At 64.4% G+C, this 15970-nt stretch carries 25 protein-coding genes; 19 read left to right on the top strand and 6 right to left on the bottom strand.

The window, feature by feature from the left end; all coding sequences use genetic code 11:
• From ACFQNJ_RS17995 to ACFQNJ_RS17935, 13 genes are all read left to right on the top strand, one after another.
• Positions 1-335, top strand: a 335-nt coding sequence (locus tag ACFQNJ_RS17995; RefSeq protein WP_465262224.1) for an EF-Tu C-terminal domain-related protein, incomplete at its 5' end; no start/stop codon positions are given.
• An 18-nt stretch (positions 336-353) separates the two neighbouring features.
• The gene (gene rpsJ / locus ACFQNJ_RS17990) at positions 354-668 is read left to right on the top strand and encodes a 30S ribosomal protein S10 (protein ID WP_374643309.1); all 315 of its coding nucleotides are present in this window, start codon (positions 354-356) and stop codon (positions 666-668) included.
• Positions 669-881: 213 nt separating this feature from the next.
• Positions 882-1556 (top strand): 50S ribosomal protein L3, encoded by a 675-nt coding sequence (rplC, locus tag ACFQNJ_RS17985; RefSeq protein ID WP_374643311.1) that lies wholly within the window; start codon positions 882-884, stop codon positions 1554-1556.
• Positions 1556-2176 carry a 50S ribosomal protein L4 gene (gene rplD / locus ACFQNJ_RS17980; protein ID WP_374643313.1) on the top strand — a complete coding sequence of 207 codons (621 nt, stop codon included), beginning with the start codon at positions 1556-1558 and terminating at the stop codon, positions 2174-2176. Before rplC ends, rplD begins: the two co-directional genes overlap by 1 nt.
• Positions 2173-2490, top strand: coding sequence for a 50S ribosomal protein L23 (rplW, locus tag ACFQNJ_RS17975; RefSeq protein WP_374643315.1), 318 nt, complete (start codon positions 2173-2175; stop codon positions 2488-2490). Before rplD ends, rplW begins: the two co-directional genes overlap by 4 nt.
• 2 nt (positions 2491-2492) lie before the next feature.
• Positions 2493-3317 (top strand): 50S ribosomal protein L2, encoded by an 825-nt coding sequence (gene rplB, locus ACFQNJ_RS17970; protein ID WP_374643317.1) that lies wholly within the window; start codon positions 2493-2495, stop codon positions 3315-3317.
• Between the two features lie 12 nt (positions 3318-3329).
• Positions 3330-3605 (top strand): 30S ribosomal protein S19, encoded by a 276-nt coding sequence (rpsS, locus tag ACFQNJ_RS17965; RefSeq protein WP_234267121.1) that lies wholly within the window; start codon positions 3330-3332, stop codon positions 3603-3605.
• Positions 3606-3616: 11 nt separating this feature from the next.
• Positions 3617-3952: a 50S ribosomal protein L22 gene (gene rplV / locus ACFQNJ_RS17960; protein WP_234267120.1), complete on the top strand. Its 336-nt coding sequence runs from the start codon at positions 3617-3619 to the stop codon at positions 3950-3952.
• 15 nt (positions 3953-3967) lie between these two features.
• The gene (rpsC, locus tag ACFQNJ_RS17955) at positions 3968-4828 is read left to right on the top strand and encodes a 30S ribosomal protein S3 (RefSeq protein ID WP_374643319.1); all 861 of its coding nucleotides are present in this window, start codon (positions 3968-3970) and stop codon (positions 4826-4828) included.
• A 2-nt stretch (positions 4829-4830) separates the two neighbouring features.
• Complete coding sequence (rplP, locus tag ACFQNJ_RS17950; RefSeq protein WP_374643321.1) at positions 4831-5247, top strand: 50S ribosomal protein L16; 417 nt, start codon at positions 4831-4833, stop codon at positions 5245-5247.
• A 15-nt stretch (positions 5248-5262) separates the two neighbouring features.
• Positions 5263-5463 (top strand): 50S ribosomal protein L29, encoded by a 201-nt coding sequence (rpmC, locus tag ACFQNJ_RS17945; RefSeq protein WP_308331124.1) that lies wholly within the window; start codon positions 5263-5265, stop codon positions 5461-5463.
• 11 nt (positions 5464-5474) lie between these two features.
• On the top strand, positions 5475-5744 hold the full coding sequence (gene rpsQ / locus ACFQNJ_RS17940) for a 30S ribosomal protein S17 (protein WP_382260003.1): 270 nt from the start codon (positions 5475-5477) through the stop codon (positions 5742-5744).
• A gap of 131 nt (positions 5745-5875) precedes the next feature.
• Positions 5876-6385, top strand: coding sequence for a peroxiredoxin (locus ACFQNJ_RS17935; protein WP_382260001.1), 510 nt, complete (start codon positions 5876-5878; stop codon positions 6383-6385).
• 25 nt (positions 6386-6410) lie between these two features.
• On the opposite strand, the gene ACFQNJ_RS17930 is transcribed toward ACFQNJ_RS17935, so the two are convergent.
• The 4 genes from ACFQNJ_RS17930 to ACFQNJ_RS17915 all read right to left on the bottom strand — a co-directional run bounded on the left by ACFQNJ_RS17930 (position 6411) and on the right by ACFQNJ_RS17915 (position 9289).
• Positions 6411-6926, bottom strand: coding sequence for a GNAT family N-acetyltransferase (locus tag ACFQNJ_RS17930; protein ID WP_382259999.1), 516 nt, complete (start codon positions 6924-6926; stop codon positions 6411-6413).
• A gap of 65 nt (positions 6927-6991) precedes the next feature.
• The gene (locus ACFQNJ_RS17925) at positions 6992-7429 is read right to left on the bottom strand and encodes a TlpA family protein disulfide reductase (RefSeq protein WP_382260013.1); all 438 of its coding nucleotides are present in this window, start codon (positions 7427-7429) and stop codon (positions 6992-6994) included.
• 159 nt (positions 7430-7588) lie between these two features.
• Entirely contained in the window at positions 7589-8002 is a 414-nt protein-coding gene (locus ACFQNJ_RS17920; protein ID WP_382259997.1) for a thioredoxin family protein, read from the bottom strand.
• Between the two features lie 21 nt (positions 8003-8023).
• Positions 8024-9289, bottom strand: a complete 1266-nt coding sequence (locus tag ACFQNJ_RS17915) for a CaiB/BaiF CoA transferase family protein (protein ID WP_382259995.1) — start codon at positions 9287-9289, stop codon at positions 8024-8026.
• 66 nt (positions 9290-9355) lie between these two features.
• Here ACFQNJ_RS17915 and ACFQNJ_RS17910 point away from each other — a divergent pair, with 66 nt between their 5' ends.
• From ACFQNJ_RS17910 to ptsP, 5 genes are read left to right on the top strand one after another with little or no spacing between them, the layout of a single operon-like run.
• Positions 9356-9895: a hypothetical protein gene (locus tag ACFQNJ_RS17910; RefSeq protein WP_382259993.1), complete on the top strand. Its 540-nt coding sequence runs from the start codon at positions 9356-9358 to the stop codon at positions 9893-9895.
• On the top strand, positions 9892-11139 hold the full coding sequence (locus ACFQNJ_RS17905) for an MFS transporter (RefSeq protein WP_382259991.1): 1248 nt from the start codon (positions 9892-9894) through the stop codon (positions 11137-11139). Before ACFQNJ_RS17910 ends, ACFQNJ_RS17905 begins: the two co-directional genes overlap by 4 nt.
• Positions 11136-11582: a PTS sugar transporter subunit IIA gene (locus ACFQNJ_RS17900; protein WP_374643339.1), complete on the top strand. Its 447-nt coding sequence runs from the start codon at positions 11136-11138 to the stop codon at positions 11580-11582. Before ACFQNJ_RS17905 ends, ACFQNJ_RS17900 begins: the two co-directional genes overlap by 4 nt.
• A complete protein-coding gene (locus ACFQNJ_RS17895) occupies positions 11551-11820 on the top strand; it encodes an HPr family phosphocarrier protein (RefSeq protein WP_374640909.1) in 270 nt (89 codons plus the stop codon). Before ACFQNJ_RS17900 ends, ACFQNJ_RS17895 begins: the two co-directional genes overlap by 32 nt.
• Positions 11821-11835: 15 nt before the next feature.
• Positions 11836-13599: a phosphoenolpyruvate--protein phosphotransferase gene (gene ptsP, locus ACFQNJ_RS17890; RefSeq protein ID WP_382259989.1), complete on the top strand. Its 1764-nt coding sequence runs from the start codon at positions 11836-11838 to the stop codon at positions 13597-13599.
• A 31-nt stretch (positions 13600-13630) separates the two neighbouring features.
• Here ptsP and ACFQNJ_RS17885 read toward each other — a convergent pair whose 3' ends face one another.
• Entirely contained in the window at positions 13631-14470 is an 840-nt protein-coding gene (locus tag ACFQNJ_RS17885) for a DMT family transporter (protein WP_374640834.1), read from the bottom strand.
• A 95-nt stretch (positions 14471-14565) separates the two neighbouring features.
• Here ACFQNJ_RS17885 and ACFQNJ_RS17880 point away from each other — a divergent pair, with 95 nt between their 5' ends.
• The gene (locus ACFQNJ_RS17880) at positions 14566-14922 is read left to right on the top strand and encodes a carboxymuconolactone decarboxylase family protein (protein WP_374640835.1); all 357 of its coding nucleotides are present in this window, start codon (positions 14566-14568) and stop codon (positions 14920-14922) included.
• Positions 14923-14946: 24 nt separating this feature from the next.
• Here ACFQNJ_RS17880 and lipA read toward each other — a convergent pair whose 3' ends face one another.
• On the bottom strand, positions 14947-15963 hold the full coding sequence (gene lipA, locus ACFQNJ_RS17875; protein ID WP_382259986.1) for a lipoyl synthase: 1017 nt from the start codon (positions 15961-15963) through the stop codon (positions 14947-14949).
• Positions 15964-15970 lie beyond the last annotated feature (7 nt).

Here is a 15970-nt window from a genome sequence, read left to right as displayed (position 1 = left end):
GCGAGGAAGTGCAGCGCGGCCAGGTGCTGTGCAAGCCCGGCTCCATCAAGCCGCACACGCACTTCACCGGTGAGGTGTACGTGCTGTCCAAGGACGAAGGTGGCCGTCACACCCCGTTCTTCAACAATTACCGTCCGCAGTTCTACTTCCGCACGACCGACGTCACCGGCTCCATCGAGCTGCCGGCCGACAAGGAAATGGTCATGCCTGGCGACAACGTGTCGATCACCGTCAAGCTGATCGCCCCCATCGCCATGGAAGAAGGCCTGCGCTTCGCCATCCGTGAAGGCGGTCGTACCGTCGGCGCCGGCGTCGTGGCCAAGATCATCGAGTAATCGGATACGGAGTACCGCATGTCTTCCAAGCAGAAAATCCGCATCCGCCTCAAGGCGTTCGATTACAAGCTGATCGACGCTTCCGCCGCCGAGATCGTTGATACCGCCAAGCGCACCGGCGCGATCGTCAAGGGCCCCGTGCCCCTGCCGACCCGCATGAAGCGTTTCGACATCCTGCGCTCGCCGCACGTCAACAAGACCAGCCGCGATCAGCTCGAGATCCGCACCCACCAGCGTCTGATGGACATCGTCGACCCGACCGACAAGACGGTTGACGCCCTGATGAAGCTGGACCTGCCGGCCGGCGTGGACGTCGAGATCAAGCTCCAGTGATCCCGGAGCGCAAGCCGGCGACAGCCGGTCTTGCACAAAAAAAGCCCGCTGGTTATACTGGCGGGCTTTTCAGGCTTTTGGCCTGAGAGATAACCGTTTGTCGGTAGCGCGGATTCGTCGGCGCTGCCTTAACAACCGTGCCGCAGTGGCGTTGCAAGACGCTGCGGGCACACCATCAGCCCCGGCCAATTGAAGTCGGGAACGGAGAAAACAATGAGTCTTAGCAACTCCCTCGGGTTGTTGGGTCGCAAGGTGGGCATGATGCGTCTGTTCACCGATGACGGGGACGCAGTGCCTGTCACGGTGGTCGACGTGTCCAACAACCGTGTGACACAAGTCAAAACCCTGGCCAATGACGGCTACGACGCGCTGCAGGTCACCTTCGGTGCCCGTCGTGCCTCCCGCGTGACCAAGCCGGTCGCCGGTCACCTGGCCAAGGCCGGCGCAGAAGCCGGTGAGATCATCAAGGAATTCCGCGTGACCGCCGAGGTTGCCGCCCAGTACCAGCCGGGCGCTACCGTGGCAGCCAACGCCATTTTTGCCGCCGGCCAGAAGGTCGACGTGCAGGGTACTTCGATCGGTAAGGGCTACGCCGGTACCATCAAGCGCCACAACTTCGCTTCCCAGCGCGCCTCGCACGGCAACAGCCGTTCGCACAATGTGCCGGGTTCGATCTCCATGGCCCAAGATCCGGGTCGTGTGTTCCCGGGCAAGAAGATGACCGGTCACATGGGCGACGAAACCGTCACCACCCAGAACCTGGATGTCTTCCGCGTGGACGAAGCCCGTCAGCTGCTGCTGATCAAGGGTGCCATCCCCGGCTCCAAGGGCGGCTTCGTGACCGTCCGTCCCGCCGTCAAGGCCAAAGCCAACCAGGGAGCTAACTGATGCAAGTTGAACTCCTGAACGACCAGGGTCAGGCCGCATCCAAGCTGGATGTGCCCGAGACCGTCTTCGGTCGTGACTACAACGAATCGCTGATTCACCAGCTGGTGGTGGCCTATCAGGCCAACGCCCGTCAAGGTACGCGTGCACAAAAAGACCGCCAGATGGTCAAGCACTCGACCAAGAAGCCTTTCAAGCAGAAGGGCACCGGCAACGCTCGCGCCGGTATGACGTCCTCGCCGCTGTGGCGCGGAGGCGGTCGCATCTTCCCGAACAGCCCCGACGAGAACTTCACCCAGAAGCTCAACAAGAAGATGTACCGCGCCGGCATGGCGTCCATCTTCTCGCAGCTGGTGCGTGAAGGCCGTCTGGCCGTGGTCGATTCGATCAAGGTCGACTCGCCCAAGACCAAGCAGCTCGCCGCCAAGTTCAAGGCCATGAACCTGAACCACGTTCTGGTCATCGCCGAAGAAGTCGACGAGAACCTGTACCTGGCCTCGCGCAACCTGCCCAACGTCCTCGTCGTTGAGCCGCGCTACGCCGATCCGGTGTCGCTGGTGCACTACAAGAAGGTGATCGTCACCAAGGGTGCCATCGACCAGCTCAAGGAGATGTTCGCATGAGCGCCGCCAAGCAATTCGACGAAGGCCGCCTGATGCAGGTCCTCGTGGCACCGATCGTGTCCGAGAAGGCCACGCAGGCCGCCGAACAATCCAATGCCGTGCTGTTCAAGGTGCTGCAGGACGCCACCAAGCCCGAGATCAAGGCCGCCGTTGAACTGATGTTCAAGGTGCAGGTCAAGGGGGTGTCCGTGCTCAACCAGAAGGGCAAGACCAAGCGCTTCGGCAAGACCGTCGGTCGCCGTGACCATGTCCGCAAGGCCTACGTCACGCTGCAGCCCGGCCAAGAGCTGAACTTCGGTGGAGAGGGCGTTTAATCATGGCAGTCATCAAGATGAAACCCACCTCGCCAGGCCGTCGCGGCATGGTGAAGGTCACGCGTGACCACCTGCACAAGGGTGCTGGTTACGCCCCGCTGCTGGAGCCCCAGCACCAGAAGTCCGGCCGCAACAACAACGGCCACATCACGGTTCGCCACAAGGGCGGCGGTGCCAAGCACCACTACCGTGTGGTCGACTTCCGTCGCAACAAGGACAACATCCCGGCCAAGGTCGAGCGCATCGAGTACGACCCGAACCGCACGGCGCACATCGCGCTGCTGTGCTACGCCGATGGCGAGCGCCGCTACATCATCGCCCCCCGTGGCGTTGAAGTCGGTGCAACCCTGATGTCCGGCGCCGAGTCGCCGATCCGCGTGGGGAACACCCTGCCGATCCGCAACATCCCCGTCGGTTCGACCATCCACTGCATCGAACTGCAGGTTGGCAAGGGCGCCCAGATCGCCCGTTCCGCCGGTGCTTCGGCTGTGCTGCTGGCCCGCGAAGGCATCTACGCCCAGGTGCGCATGCGCTCCGGCGAAGTGCGCAAGGTCCACGTCGACTGCCGCGCCACCATCGGTGAAGTCTCCAACACCGAGCACAGCCTGCGTCAGCTGGGCAAGGCCGGTGTGAAGCGTCACATGGGCATTCGCCCGACCGTTCGCGGTACCGCCATGAACCCGATCGACCACCCGCACGGTGGTGGTGAAGGCAAGACCGGCGAAGGTCGCGCTCCGGTGGATCCGTGGGGCAACCTGACCAAGGGCTACCGCACCCGCAACAACCGCCGCACGCAGAACATGATCGTGTCGCGTCGCAAGAAGTAAGGGGTTGACGAAATGACTCGTTCTCTCAAAAAAGGTCCCTTCGTTGACCATCACCTGCTCGCCAAGGTCGAGAAGGCCGTGTCCACCAAGGACAAGAAGCCCGTCAAGACCTGGTCGCGCCGCTCCATGATCCTGCCCGAGTTCATCGGTCTGACGATCGCCGTGCACAACGGCAAGCAGCACGTGCCTGTGTACATCACCGACCAGATGGTCGGCCACAAGCTGGGTGAGTTCTCCCTGACGCGCACCTTCAAGGGCCATCCGGGTGACAAGAAAGCCAAGAAGTAAGGATCACCATCATGACTACTGAAACCCGCTGTGTCGTCCGCGGCGTGCGCCTGTCGGTGGACAAGGGCCGTCTGGTGGCCGACCTGATTCGTGGCAAGAAGGTCGACCAGGCCCTGAACATCCTGGCCTTCACGCAGAAGAAGGCCGCCGGCATCGTCAAGAAGGCCCTGGAGTCCGCGATTGCGAACGCCGAGCACAACGACGGCGCCGACATCGACGAACTAAAGGTCAAGACCATCTACGTCGAGCAGGGCACGACCCTCAAGCGCTTCACGGCCCGCGCCAAGGGCCGTGGCAACCGCATCAGCAAACCCACCTGTCACATTTACGTGACGGTCGGCAACTGAGGAGGTCACTGGAATATGGGACAAAAAATCAACCCGACCGGCTTCCGGCTTGCCGTCTCGCGCAACTGGGCCAGCCGCTGGTACGCCAGCAACCGTGACTTCGCCGGCATGCTGGCCGAAGACATCAAGGTCCGTGAGTACCTCAAGGCCAAGCTCAAGAACGCCGCCGTCTCGCGCGTCGTGATCGAGCGTCCCGCCAAGAACGCCCGCATCACCATCCATTCGGCCCGTCCGGGTGTGGTGATCGGCAAGAAGGGCGAGGACATCGAGAAGCTGAAGAAGGAACTGGCCGCCAAGCTGGGCGTGCCGGTGGCCGTCAACATCGAGGAAGTGCGCAAGCCCGAGATCGATGCCAAGCTGATCGCCGACAGCATCACGCAACAGCTGGAAAAGCGGATCATGTTCCGCCGCGCCATGAAGCGCGCCATGCAGAACGCCATGCGTCTGGGTGCCCAGGGCATCAAGATCATGTCGTCGGGCCGTCTGAACGGTATCGAAATCGCCCGCACCGAGTGGTACCGCGAAGGCCGCGTGCCGCTGCACACCCTGCGCGCCGACATCGACTACGGCACCTCGGAAGCCAAGACCACCTATGGCGTCATCGGCGTCAAGGTCTGGGTGTACAAGGGTGACACCCTGGGCCGCAACGATGCGCCCGTGGTCGAGACCCCGCGTCCGGAAGAAGAGCGTCGCCCGCGTGGCCCGCGCCGTGAGCGTCCGGCTGGCCCGGCTGCCCGCGCCGCTGTGCGCCGTGGTGGCAATGCCGCTCCGGCCGATGGCAGCGACAAGCCTGCCGAGGCCACCGACAAACCCGCCGTTAAGCGCGTTCGCAAAGACGCACCCGCAGGGGCACCTGCGGACGGCAAAGGAGAATAAACATGCTGCAACCTGCTCGTCGCAAGTACCGTAAAGAGCAAAAGGGCCGCAACACGGGCGTCGCCACCAGTGGCGCCACCGTGGCCTTCGGCGACTTCGGTCTGAAGTCCACCGATCGCGGCCGTCTGACGGCCCGTCAGATCGAGGCTGCACGTCGTGCCATTTCCCGTCACGTCAAGCGTGGCGGCCGGATCTGGATCCGCGTGTTCCCCGACAAGCCGATCTCCAACAAGCCCGCCGAAGTCCGTATGGGTAACGGCAAGGGTTCCGTGGAGTACTACGTGGCCGAAATCCAGCCCGGCAAGGTGCTGTACGAAATCGTGGGCGTGCCCGAGCAACTCGCTCGTGAAGCCTTCGCCCTGGCCGCCGCCAAACTTCCCCTGCGCACCACGTTCGTGACGCGCATGCTGGGTCAGTGATTCAGGAGAACATAGATGAAAGCTGCTGAACTGCGCCAGAAGGATGTGGCCGGCCTGGAAGCCGAAGTGAAATCGCTGCAGAAGGCCCATTTCGGCCTGCGCATGCAGAAGGCCACGCAACAACTGAACAACACCGCCACGCTGGGCGACACCCGCCGCGCCATCGCTCGTGCCAAGACGATTCTGGCCGAGAAGCAACGCGCCGCCGCCAAGTAAGGAGTGACGAAATGACGGAAGCCAAAACATCCCTCAAGCGCACCCTGATCGGCAAGGTCGTCAGTGACAAGCGCGCCAAGACCGTGACGGTTCTGGTCGAGCGTCGGGTCAAGCACCCGATCTACGACAAGATCGTGATCAAGTCCAGCAAGTACCACGCCCACGATGAGAACGGCGAGTACAAGATGGGCGATGTGATCGAGATCACCGAGAGCCGTCCGCTGTCGAAGACCAAGAACTGGGTGGCCTCCCGCCTGGTTCAAAAGGCTGCCCTGGTGTAAGCCTGTTCGTGCCGCCCGCCGGCATGAATCCTGAAAGCGACCGACAATCTCGGTCGCTTTTTTCATTTCTGGCGGTCACACGACCGCTGCCATTTGCCCGCCAGGGCACCACCACAGACGAGGAGCACGACATGATCCAGGTAGGCGACAAGATTCCCGCGGTGACGCTGATGGAGTACAGCGAGGTCGAGGGCAATGGCTGCAGCATCGGTCCCAATCCAGTGGACACGGCCAAGGCCAGCGCAGGTAAGACCATCGCCCTGTTTGCGCTGCCCGGCGCCTTCACGCCCACCTGCTCGGCCAAACATGTGCCAGGTTACGTGGAGAAGTTTGATGAACTCAAGGCCGCCGGCGTGGACGAGATCTGGTGCCTGAGCGTGAACGACGCCTTCGTGATGGGAGCCTGGGCGCGTGACCAGAAGACCGGCACCAAAGTCCGCATGCTGGCCGACGGCAGCGCCGACTTCGCCAAGGCCACAGGCCTGACGCTGGATCTGACCGGGCGCGGCATGGGCCTGCGCAGCAACCGCTACTCCATGCTGGTCAAGGATGGTGTGGTCAAAACCCTCAACATCGAAGGTCCCGGCAAATTCGAAGTTAGCGACGCGGACACGCTGCTGGCTCAGGCCAAGTCGGCCTGATGTTTCTGGCGCTGCCGGGCGGCGCTCAGCCGCCCGACAGCGCGTCCAGATCGGCTTTGAGGTAGTGCGCGCCCGGCAACGGGTTGTGGTAGTAAGGGGCCACTTCCTCGAAGCCCAGCTCCTCATACAGGGCGCGGGCAGCCTCCATGTCGCTGAGCGTGTCCAGGAGCATGTTGGTGTAGCCGGCCACCCGGGCACGGGACATGGTCTGCTCGACCAGCATGCGGCCCAATCCGAAGCCCCGGTAAGCCCGGCGCACAAACAGGCGCTTCATCTCGCAGGCGTTGAGATGGTCGCTGTTGACCAGCGCACGAAACGCACAGCAGCCGGCCGGCGCTCCATCGACCGTCGCCAGCAGGAGCAGACCGTAAGGCTCGGCGTACTGCCCAGGCAGGCCAGCCAGTTCCTGCTCGAACCCTTGGAAGCACAAATCCACCCCGATGTCGGCCTGGTAATCGACGAACAGGCCGCGGATGGCATTCAGGTCTTCGTGGCTTTGCGCAACGCGCACGTCAATGGCGACGGATCCGGTATCGGTCATGGTGCAGGGGCAACAGTCCTCGCTGAAAGTTGCCAATATACCCGGGTGCCCGCCCCAGGGCCCGATCAGGCCTTGAGGAGATCCTCAATCAGCCGGTGCAGGGCGTCGGGTTCGGGTTCGCCCACATAGCGTTTGACGATGTGTCCTTGCTTGTTCACCAGATAGGTGGTCGGCGTGAGTTTGACGTCGCCCCAGTCCTTGGCCAGCTGTCCGGTGTTGTCCAGTGCCACCTTGAAAGGCAATTGTCGGGTGGAAGCGAAGTTCTGCACCCAAGCCGGGGGGTCGTAACTCATGGCCACCGCGATGGTCTCGAAGCCTTGTTCCCGGTACTTCTGGTAGGTGGATGCCAGCATGGGCATTTCCTTGACGCAGGAGACACAGGTGGTGGCCCAGAAGTTGACCAGAGTCACCTTCCCCCGCAGGTCCGCGGACGTCAGGGTGCTGCCATCGAGCAGCACGAACCGTGAATCGGGTACGGCTTCGCGGCTGCCGCAGCCGGCCATTGAAAAGGAGGTGGCCAGCAGGGGGACGGAAGCCAGACTGCCCAGCAGATAGCGGCGACGCGAGAGTGACATGGCAGCGTGCTCAAAGATAGACGTGAATAGACTCGGGTGATAACCCCCGGCTCTCCGAGCTCGAATCAGCGCGCGAAGTTCCCCAGTCTACCGGAGCCGTGCGCGGGCCTGCGCCAGTCGGGCCTCCAGATACTCGCCGTAAAAGTCAGGCACGGCCACGCCCACGAGACGCTCCGCCAGTTCCCGACCCTCAGCATCGAAGAAAAGAACGGTCGGGGCGAAGCGGGCCTTCCAGCGACGGGCGAGCTCTGCAGGACTGACTTGCTGACCGCTGAAATCCTGGATCAGCCCGGTGCGGTCCTGAATGTCCAGCTGGACGGCATGAACCTGTCCGGCCTGAACCATGGGCCCGAGGTGATGCTGCCGGACCACATCGCAGTAGACGCAGCCGGCCAGGGTGGTCATGACCACCAGAGGCTCACCCCGGGAGACGGCCGTTTGGGCGGAACCGCGCAGTGAGCGGGTGAGGGGCAAGGACCGAATGGCGGTGGTGGTGTTCATGGCGGCGAGTCTCCAGAGGGATCACACGATTCCACGGCGTTGAAGATCGCCAAGCTCAGTCTCGTTCATGCCCAGCCAGTCGGACAGCACCTCACCCGTGTGCTGCCCGAGCAACGGGGGCGGGAGATCGGTCCGCACGGGTGTGGCACTGAGCTTCATCGGACTGGACACCAGATTCACCTCGTCGGCCAGGGGGTGGGACCACGCATGCACCATGCCGCGTGCGAGGACGTGGGGATCTGCGAAGACCTCCGCCAGGTTGTTGATGGGACCGCAGGGCACCTTGGCCGCCTCCAGCGCGGCCAGCCAGTCGGCCTTGGTGCGCTGGCGCATGATGTCCTCCAGCATCGGGACCAGCACCTGACGGTTGCGCACCCGATCGGCATTGCGGGCAAAGCGCGGGTCCTTGGCCATGGAAGGACACCCGGCCACCTCGCAGAACTTGGCGAACTGACCGTCGTTGCCGACCGCCAGGATGATGTGCTGGGCGTGACCGTGTGCGTCGGGCAACACCTCGAACACCTGGTAGGGCACGATGTTCGCGTGGGCGTTGCCGGCGCGACCGGGTACCTTGCCCTCCGCTCGACCCCGGACCAGGTAGTTGGCACCCAGGTTGGCCAGCATGGCCACCTGGGTGTCGAGCAGGGCCATGTCGATGTGCTGGCCCTCACCCGTGCGCTCCGCGTGGCGCAAAGCCGCAAGGATCGCGACCGTCGCGTACATGCCCGTGAACAGGTCCGCCACGGCGACGCCGACCTTCTGGGGGCCGCCGCCGGGCAGGTCATCGCGTTCGCCGGTGATGCTCATCAGTCCACCCATGCCCTGGATCGCGTAGTCGTAGCCGGCACGCTCCCGGTAGGGGCCGGTCTGGCCGAATCCGGTGATCGAGCAATAGACCAGTCGGGGATTGATCTGGCGCAGGGTCTCGTAGTCCAGTCCGTAGCGGGCCATGTCGCCGACCTTGTAGTTCTCGACGAACACATCGGCCTTGGCCGCCATGGCACGGATCAGCTGCTGACCGGCCGATACGGACAGGTCGCAGGTGATGGAGCGCTTGTTGCGGTTGGCGCCCAGGTAGTAGGCGGCTTCGGCCGTGTCGGCTCCGTCCCGACCCTGGAGAAACGGCGGGCCCCATCCACGGGTGTCATCGCCGCCCGGGTGATGGGGCCCCGAGGGACGTTCGACCTTGACAACGTCGGCGCCCAGATCGGCCAGGGTCTGCGTGCACCAGGGCCCAGCCAGGACACGCGAGCAATCGAGGATGCGGATACCATCGAGTGAGTTCATACATCGATTGTGCGCGACAAGACGGCTCCGTGCTGTCGCCAGCACCCATCGGAGACAGCTTTGCCCATGTTCCCCAAGGCCGGCAGTGCCAGGCCGGCGACCGCCATTGCCACGTTGCTGGCCACCGCTCTGATCGGTGCCTGCAGTCCGACCTTCAACTGGCGCGAAGTGCGTCCCGCCGAAAGCGGGATCGGGACCCTGATGCCTTGCAAGCCCGAGACGGCCGAGCGGGCGGTGCCACTGGGGCCAACGCCCGTGGTTTTGCACATGTCCAGTTGCGACACCGGCGGCCTGACCTACGCGCTGGCCTGGGCCGAGCTGGGTGAAGGGGTGGATCCCGACGCCGCCCAGAGCGCCTGGGAAAGCGCCAGCCGCCAGTCGCTTCGGGCCGTGGGGCCAGGCACAGCTGTCCCGGTCAACGTCCCAGGCGCCGCGAAGGCGACCAAGGTGACCCTCTCTGGCCAGAATCACCAGGGCAAGACCACCGATGCCCAGGTGACCTACATCCGGCAGGGCCGCCGCCTGTATCAGGCGGCCGTCTACGGTCACCCCTTGTCCGAGGACGCGCTCGGGCCCTTCTTCGACAACCTGCGGGTGACGCCATGAGCGATGCCTGGTTGAGCCCCCGGGCCGCCGTTCGTGTCTTCCTGGCGTTCGCGCTCGCCTACTTCATCTCGGCACTCATCCGTGCCGTCACCGCCACGCTGGCCCCGGTGCTCAGCGCAGAGATGCATTTGCAGGCCAGCGACCTGGGCCTGCTGGCTGGCGGTTATTTCCTGGGTTTCTCGCTCACCCAGTTGCCGCTCGGCACCTGGCTGGACCGGTATGGACCGCGGTCGGTGATCCTGGGCTTTCTGGCGGTGGCGGTGGCCGGGTGCATGGCCTTCGCGATGGCCACCGGTTTTTCGGGTTTGCTGTTGGCGCGGGTGATCATCGGCATGGGGGTGAGCGCCTGCCTGATGGCACCACTGACCGGCTATCGCCGCTGGTTCAAGCCGGAAACGCAGCTGCGCACCAACTCCTGGATGCTGATGACCGGATCGCTGGGCATGGTGGCGTCCACACTCCCGGTCCAGTGGCTCATGCCCGCGCTTGGCTGGCGGGGCCTGTTCTGGTTGCTGGCCGCCCTGTTGGTGCTGGCGATGCTGGCGCTGGCGTGGATCGTCCCTGCCTGGCAAAGCCAGACACCGAGGTCGGAGGAGGCGGTGGCCTCTCCAAAGGCGGGCTATGGCGACATCTGGCGCCACCCTTACTTTCGGATGATGGTGCCGGTCGGCTTCGTCAACTACGGGGGCATGGTGGCGGTCCAGACGCTGTGGGCGGGGCCATGGATGGTCAAGGTGGGCGGTGCCAGCGCAGAAGCCGCCGCATTCGGACTGTTTGCCATCAACCTGAGCATGCTGGCCGCATTCTGGCTCTGGGGGGTGGTCAACCCTGGTCTCTCCCGGCGGGGACTGACAGCCGAACGCCTGATCGCCGGTGGGCTGCCACTGAGTTTTGTGCTGTTGCTGGCCATCGTGTGGCTGGGTGCCGATGCCGGCTGGCCTCTGTGGGCTGCTTTCTGCGTCAGCAGCACTTTTGTGGCGCTGTCCCAGCCGGCGGTGGCCCTGGCCCTGCCGGCCGCGGCTGCGGGACGAGCCTTGTCGGCTTTCAACCTGGTGATCTTCGCCGGGGTCTTTGTGACGCAATGGGGCATCGGACTGGCCATCGATGCGCTGTCCTGGCTGGGCTGGGAAGAGAGCTTGCGCTTTCGGGGGGCAGTTGCGATCTTCCTGGCGTGTTGCGTCCTTGCCTATGGTCTGTTCCTGCGCGGACACCGGGGCTTGCGGCGGGCTAAACTTGCCGCATGAACGGCATCCTGATCGTCGCCCACGCCCCGCTGGCTTCTGCTTTGCGGTCCTGCGTGCTGCATGTGTTCCCCGACAGTGCAGAGGCGGTGGCGGCGCTGGATGTCCAGCCGAACACACCCCCCGAAGAGACGCTGGCCCAGGCCCGCATCCTGATGCAGGGCCTGGGTACGCCCGGTGCCTTGGTGGTGGCCGATGTCTTTGGGGCCACGCCCTGCAACGTGGCACAAAAGCTGGTGGACGGGGTGCGCTCCAAGCTCATCACCGGTGTCAACCTGCCGATGCTGCTGCGCACCGTGTCCTATCGGCACGAATCCCTCGATGCCCTGGTGGCTCGCGCCATGAGTGGCGCGACACAGGGCGTCATCCAGGTGGCGATCACCGCCCCGCAGAATCAGGCCCGAAGAGCCACCCATGATCAAGACCACCGTGACCATCAGCAATAAGCTGGGCCTGCATGCCCGGGCGTCGGCCAAGCTCACCAAGCTGGCGGGCAGTTTTCCGTGCGAGGTCTGGATGTCGCGAGGCGAGCGACGCGTCAACGCCAAAAGCATCATGGGCGTCATGATGCTGGCGGCAGGTATCGGCACCGATGTGCAGATCGAGACCGACGGGCCCCAGGAACAGGAAGCCATGGATGCGTTGCTGGCGCTGATCCATGACAAGTTCGGCGAGGGAGAGTGACCCCATGAGGCGAGCATGAGCTTCTGCGTTCACGGACTGACGGTATCGCGGGGCATCGCCATCGGGCGGGCGGTCATCGTCGCGTCCAGCCGGCTCGACGTTGCCCACTACTTCGTCAAGCCCGATCAGGTTGAGTCCGAGATCGAACGCCTGCGCCAGGCCAGAAACGCCGTGGCGGCGGAGATCAGCCGGGTGCAGGAGAGCCTGTCCACCCTGGCATCGCACGATGCGCACCCGGAGCTGGCGGCCCTGCTGGATGTGCACCTGATGCTGCTGCAGGATGAACAGCTCACCAGCGGTGTGAAACACTGGATCATCGAGCGGCACTACAACGCCGAGTGGGCGCTGACGACGCAGCTGGAAGTGATCGCTCGCCAGTTCGACGAGATGGAGGATCCCTACCTGCGAGAGCGCAAGGCGGATCTGGAGCAGGTGGTCGAGCGCATGCTTCGGGTCATGCGGGGCGTGTCCTCGCCGGTGGCTGCGCCCAGCGCGGCATCGCTGCAGACGGAGTTGCTCGACCCCTCGGTGGATGTGCCGCTGGTGCTGGTGGCCCACGACCTGTCGCCAGCCGACATGCTGCAGTTCAAGCAGAGCGTGTTTGCCGGCTTTGTCACCGACGTCGGTGGCAAGACCAGCCACACCGCCATCGTGGCGCGCAGCATGGACATTCCGGCCGTGGTCGGGGCGCGCTCTGCCAGTCACCTGATCAACCAGGATGACTGGGTGGTCATCGACGGCGACGCCGGCGTGGTCATCGTTGATCCTTCGCCGGTCGTGCTGGCGGAATACGGCTTCAAGCAGCGCCAGGGCGAACTGGAGCGGGAGCGCCTGGCACGTTTGCGCAATACGCCAGCGGTCACGCTGGATGGCCAGAAGATCGAGCTGCTCGCCAACATCGAACAGCCTGACGATGCCGCTGCCGCGGTCAAGGCCGGTGCGGTGGGCGTGGGTCTGTTCCGAACCGAGTTTCTGTTCATGGGGCGAAACGGCCGCCTGCCGGACGAAGAGGAGCAATACCAGGCCTACCGACGGGCCGTGGACGGTATGCAGGGCTTGCCGGTGACCGTGCGCACGGTCGACATTGGCGCCGACAAGCCCCTCGACCGGTCACCGGCAAGGGCCGGCGAGGACTACCTCAACCCGGCACTGGGTCTTCGGGCGATCCGGTGGAGTCTGGCGGAACCGGCGATGTTCCTGGCCCAGCTTCGGGCGGTATTGCGGGCTGCGGCGCATGGACCCATCAATCTTCTGATCCCCATGCTGGCCCACGCCAGCGAAATCCGCCAGACCTTGGCCCTGGTGCAAAAGGCCCGGGACCAGCTCGACGCCCGGGGCATGGTGTACGGGTCCGTGCGCATGGGGGCGATGATCGAGATACCAGCGGCGGCACTGACCATGCCCCTGTTCCTTCGGCATTTCGACTTCCTGTCCATCGGCACCAACGATCTCATCCAGTACACCCTCGCCATCGATCGTGCCGACGAGGCGGTCGCCCACCTGTACGACCCGGTGCACCCGGCCGTCCTGCAACTGCTGGCCAGCGTGATTGCACAGGCCCGCGCCGCCGGCAAGGGGGTCAGTGTCTGCGGAGAAATGGCGGGTGACGTGGCCATGACCCGTCTGCTGCTCGGACTGGGCTTGCGCAGCTTCTCCATGCACCCCTCGCAGATTCTGGCCGTCAAGCAGCAGATCTTGCGCTGTGACACGGGCAAACTGGCCACCTGGGCCCAGACGGTGCTGGAGGCCGAGGATCCCGCCGCGCTGATGGCGGATTGAAGCCGCCCTGCCCGTTGTCGTCCCGACAGGGTCAGCGGCTGCGGGTGGCCACGATGGCCGCCCCGATGATCATCACACCGGCCAGGATCACCGGGGCGCTGGGCGCTTCGCCGCGCATGCCCAGCAAGGTCAGGGTCGACAGCAGCGGGGTCAGAAAGCTCAGCACCCCGATCTGCCGGGCATCCCCGCGCTTGAGGGCTGCATCCCACAGGAAAAACGCCCCCCCTAGAGGACCCAGTCCGAGCACCGCGATCAGCAGCCAGTCCTGGGTCGACAGGCTCACTGGCGTCTCCAGGAAGTAGTGGCAGGCCAAAGACAGCAGGCCCGACACCAGGGCGAAACTGCCAATTGCCGCCGTCGGGAAGGCGGGCACGCGCTTGGTCAGCAGCGAATAGCTGGACCAGATGAAGGCGGCGCCCAGCGCGGGCAGATAGCCCCACGCCCAGACCGCCTCGACGCCGTCACCACCGCGTCCAAGTATGGCCAGCACCGCGCCGCCAAAACCGACCAGGGCCGCGATCACATGTCGCCGGGTCAGCGTGATCCCAGGCAGGAAGAGGGGTGCCATGACCACGATGCCCAAAGGCCACAGGTAGTTCACCAGATTGGCCTGCACCGGTGGCGCATGGCGCAGGGCGATGAACAGCAGGAAATGATAGGCAAACAGGCCGTAGATGCCGATGGCCAGTGTCCGGGCAGGCACCCGCCACAGACGGAAGTCGAATCGGGACAGGGGCAGCGCAATCAGGCTGCCGACCAGCAGGGCGACGCCGGTCAGCAGGAACGGTGGCACATGCGACAGCGACACACCCAGGGCCGCCAGCGAGGCCCACAGACCAATGGCGCCCAGAGCGAGCAGGTTGGCGATCACGCACGACCTCCCGTGCACACTGTTTGACGAATGACAAAGCCGGTGGACTGGATCATGCTGGATACTCGTTGGGGTATTTTGAAAGGACTCGTTTCATGAGCACGTTTGACCACAGCGGTCTGATCCAGGACATCAACGAAAGCCTGGCACCCTTTCGCAAGGCACAGCCGGAAGCCATGGCGGGCTTTGGCGCGCTGGCCAGGGCGGCCATCACCGATGGCGTGCTCAGTGCCAAGCAGAAAGAACTGATTGCCCTGGCCATCGGTGTCACCCAGCGCTGCTCGGGGTGCATCGGGTTTCACGTCAAGGCCTTGCACCGGCTGGAATGTACACGCGCAGAGCTGGAGGAGATGCTGGCGGTGTGCGTCTACATGGGCGGCGGGCCGGCACTGATGTACGCAGCCGAAGCCATCACCGCCTGGGAGAAGATGGCGCCGGCCGGCCAGGGGTGAGTCCTTCGGAGAGGCGACCGGGCCTCAGGGCTTGGGGGTGTTCAGGACGCCGTGGGCCTGCTGGTCGGCGTGATAGCTCGATCGCACCATGGCGCCCACCGCCGCGTGGGTGAAGCCCATCTCGTACGCCTTTGCCTCGAACATCTTGAAGGTGTCCGGATGCACATAACGGCGCACCGGCAGATGGTGTCCACTGGGCGCCAGGTACTGGCCGATGGTCAGCATGTCGATGTCGTGCGCGCGCATGTCGCGCATGACATCAAGGATCTCCTCATCGGTCTCGCCCAGGCCGACCATGAGGCCGCTCTTGGTGGGGATGCCGGGGAAGCGCTGCTTGAATTTCTTGAGCAGGTTCAGGCTGAACTGGTAGTCCGACCCCGGGCGGGCTTCCTTGTAGAGCCGGGGAACCGTTTCGAGGTTGTGGTTGAGCACATCAGGCAGGCCGTTGGCCAGGATGTCCAGGGCCTTTTCATCTCGACCACGGAAATCGGGCACCAGCACTTCGATCTGTGTCCCGGGTGACAGCTCCCGCGTGCGCTGGATGCAGGCCACATAGTGGCCGGCGCCGCCATCGCGCAGGTCGTCGCGGTCCACGCTGGTGATCACCACGTACTTCAGCTTGAGCTGGGCAATCGTGCGGGCCAGGTTTTCGGGTTCGTCCGCGTCCAGCGGGTCCGGGCGGCCATGGCCCACATCGCAGAACGGGCAGCGGCGGGTGCACTTGTCACCCATGATCATGAACGTGGCCGTGCCTTTGCCAAAGCATTCGCCGATGTTGGGACAGCTGGCTTCCTCACAGACGGTCACCAGCTTGTTGCTGCGCAGGATGTCTTTGATTTCGTAAAAGCGTGTCGACGGCGACCCCGCCTTGACCCGGATCCATTCCGGCTTCTTGAGCACCTCGGCCGGGGCAATCTTGATGGGAATGCGTGCCGTCTTGGCCTGGCTCTTCTGCTTGGCCGTGGGGTCGTAGCTGGCGGCGGGCTGTGCCTCGCGGACCGTGTTCGGCTCGGTGACGGCGGGGGTGTCGGTGCTTTTCATGACAGGA

This window comes from Hydrogenophaga bisanensis, assembly GCF_042665135.1.
Classification (GTDB): Bacteria; Pseudomonadota; Gammaproteobacteria; order Burkholderiales; family Burkholderiaceae_C; genus Hydrogenophaga; species Hydrogenophaga bisanensis.
This window is presented reverse-complemented; position numbering and strand designations above follow the sequence as displayed.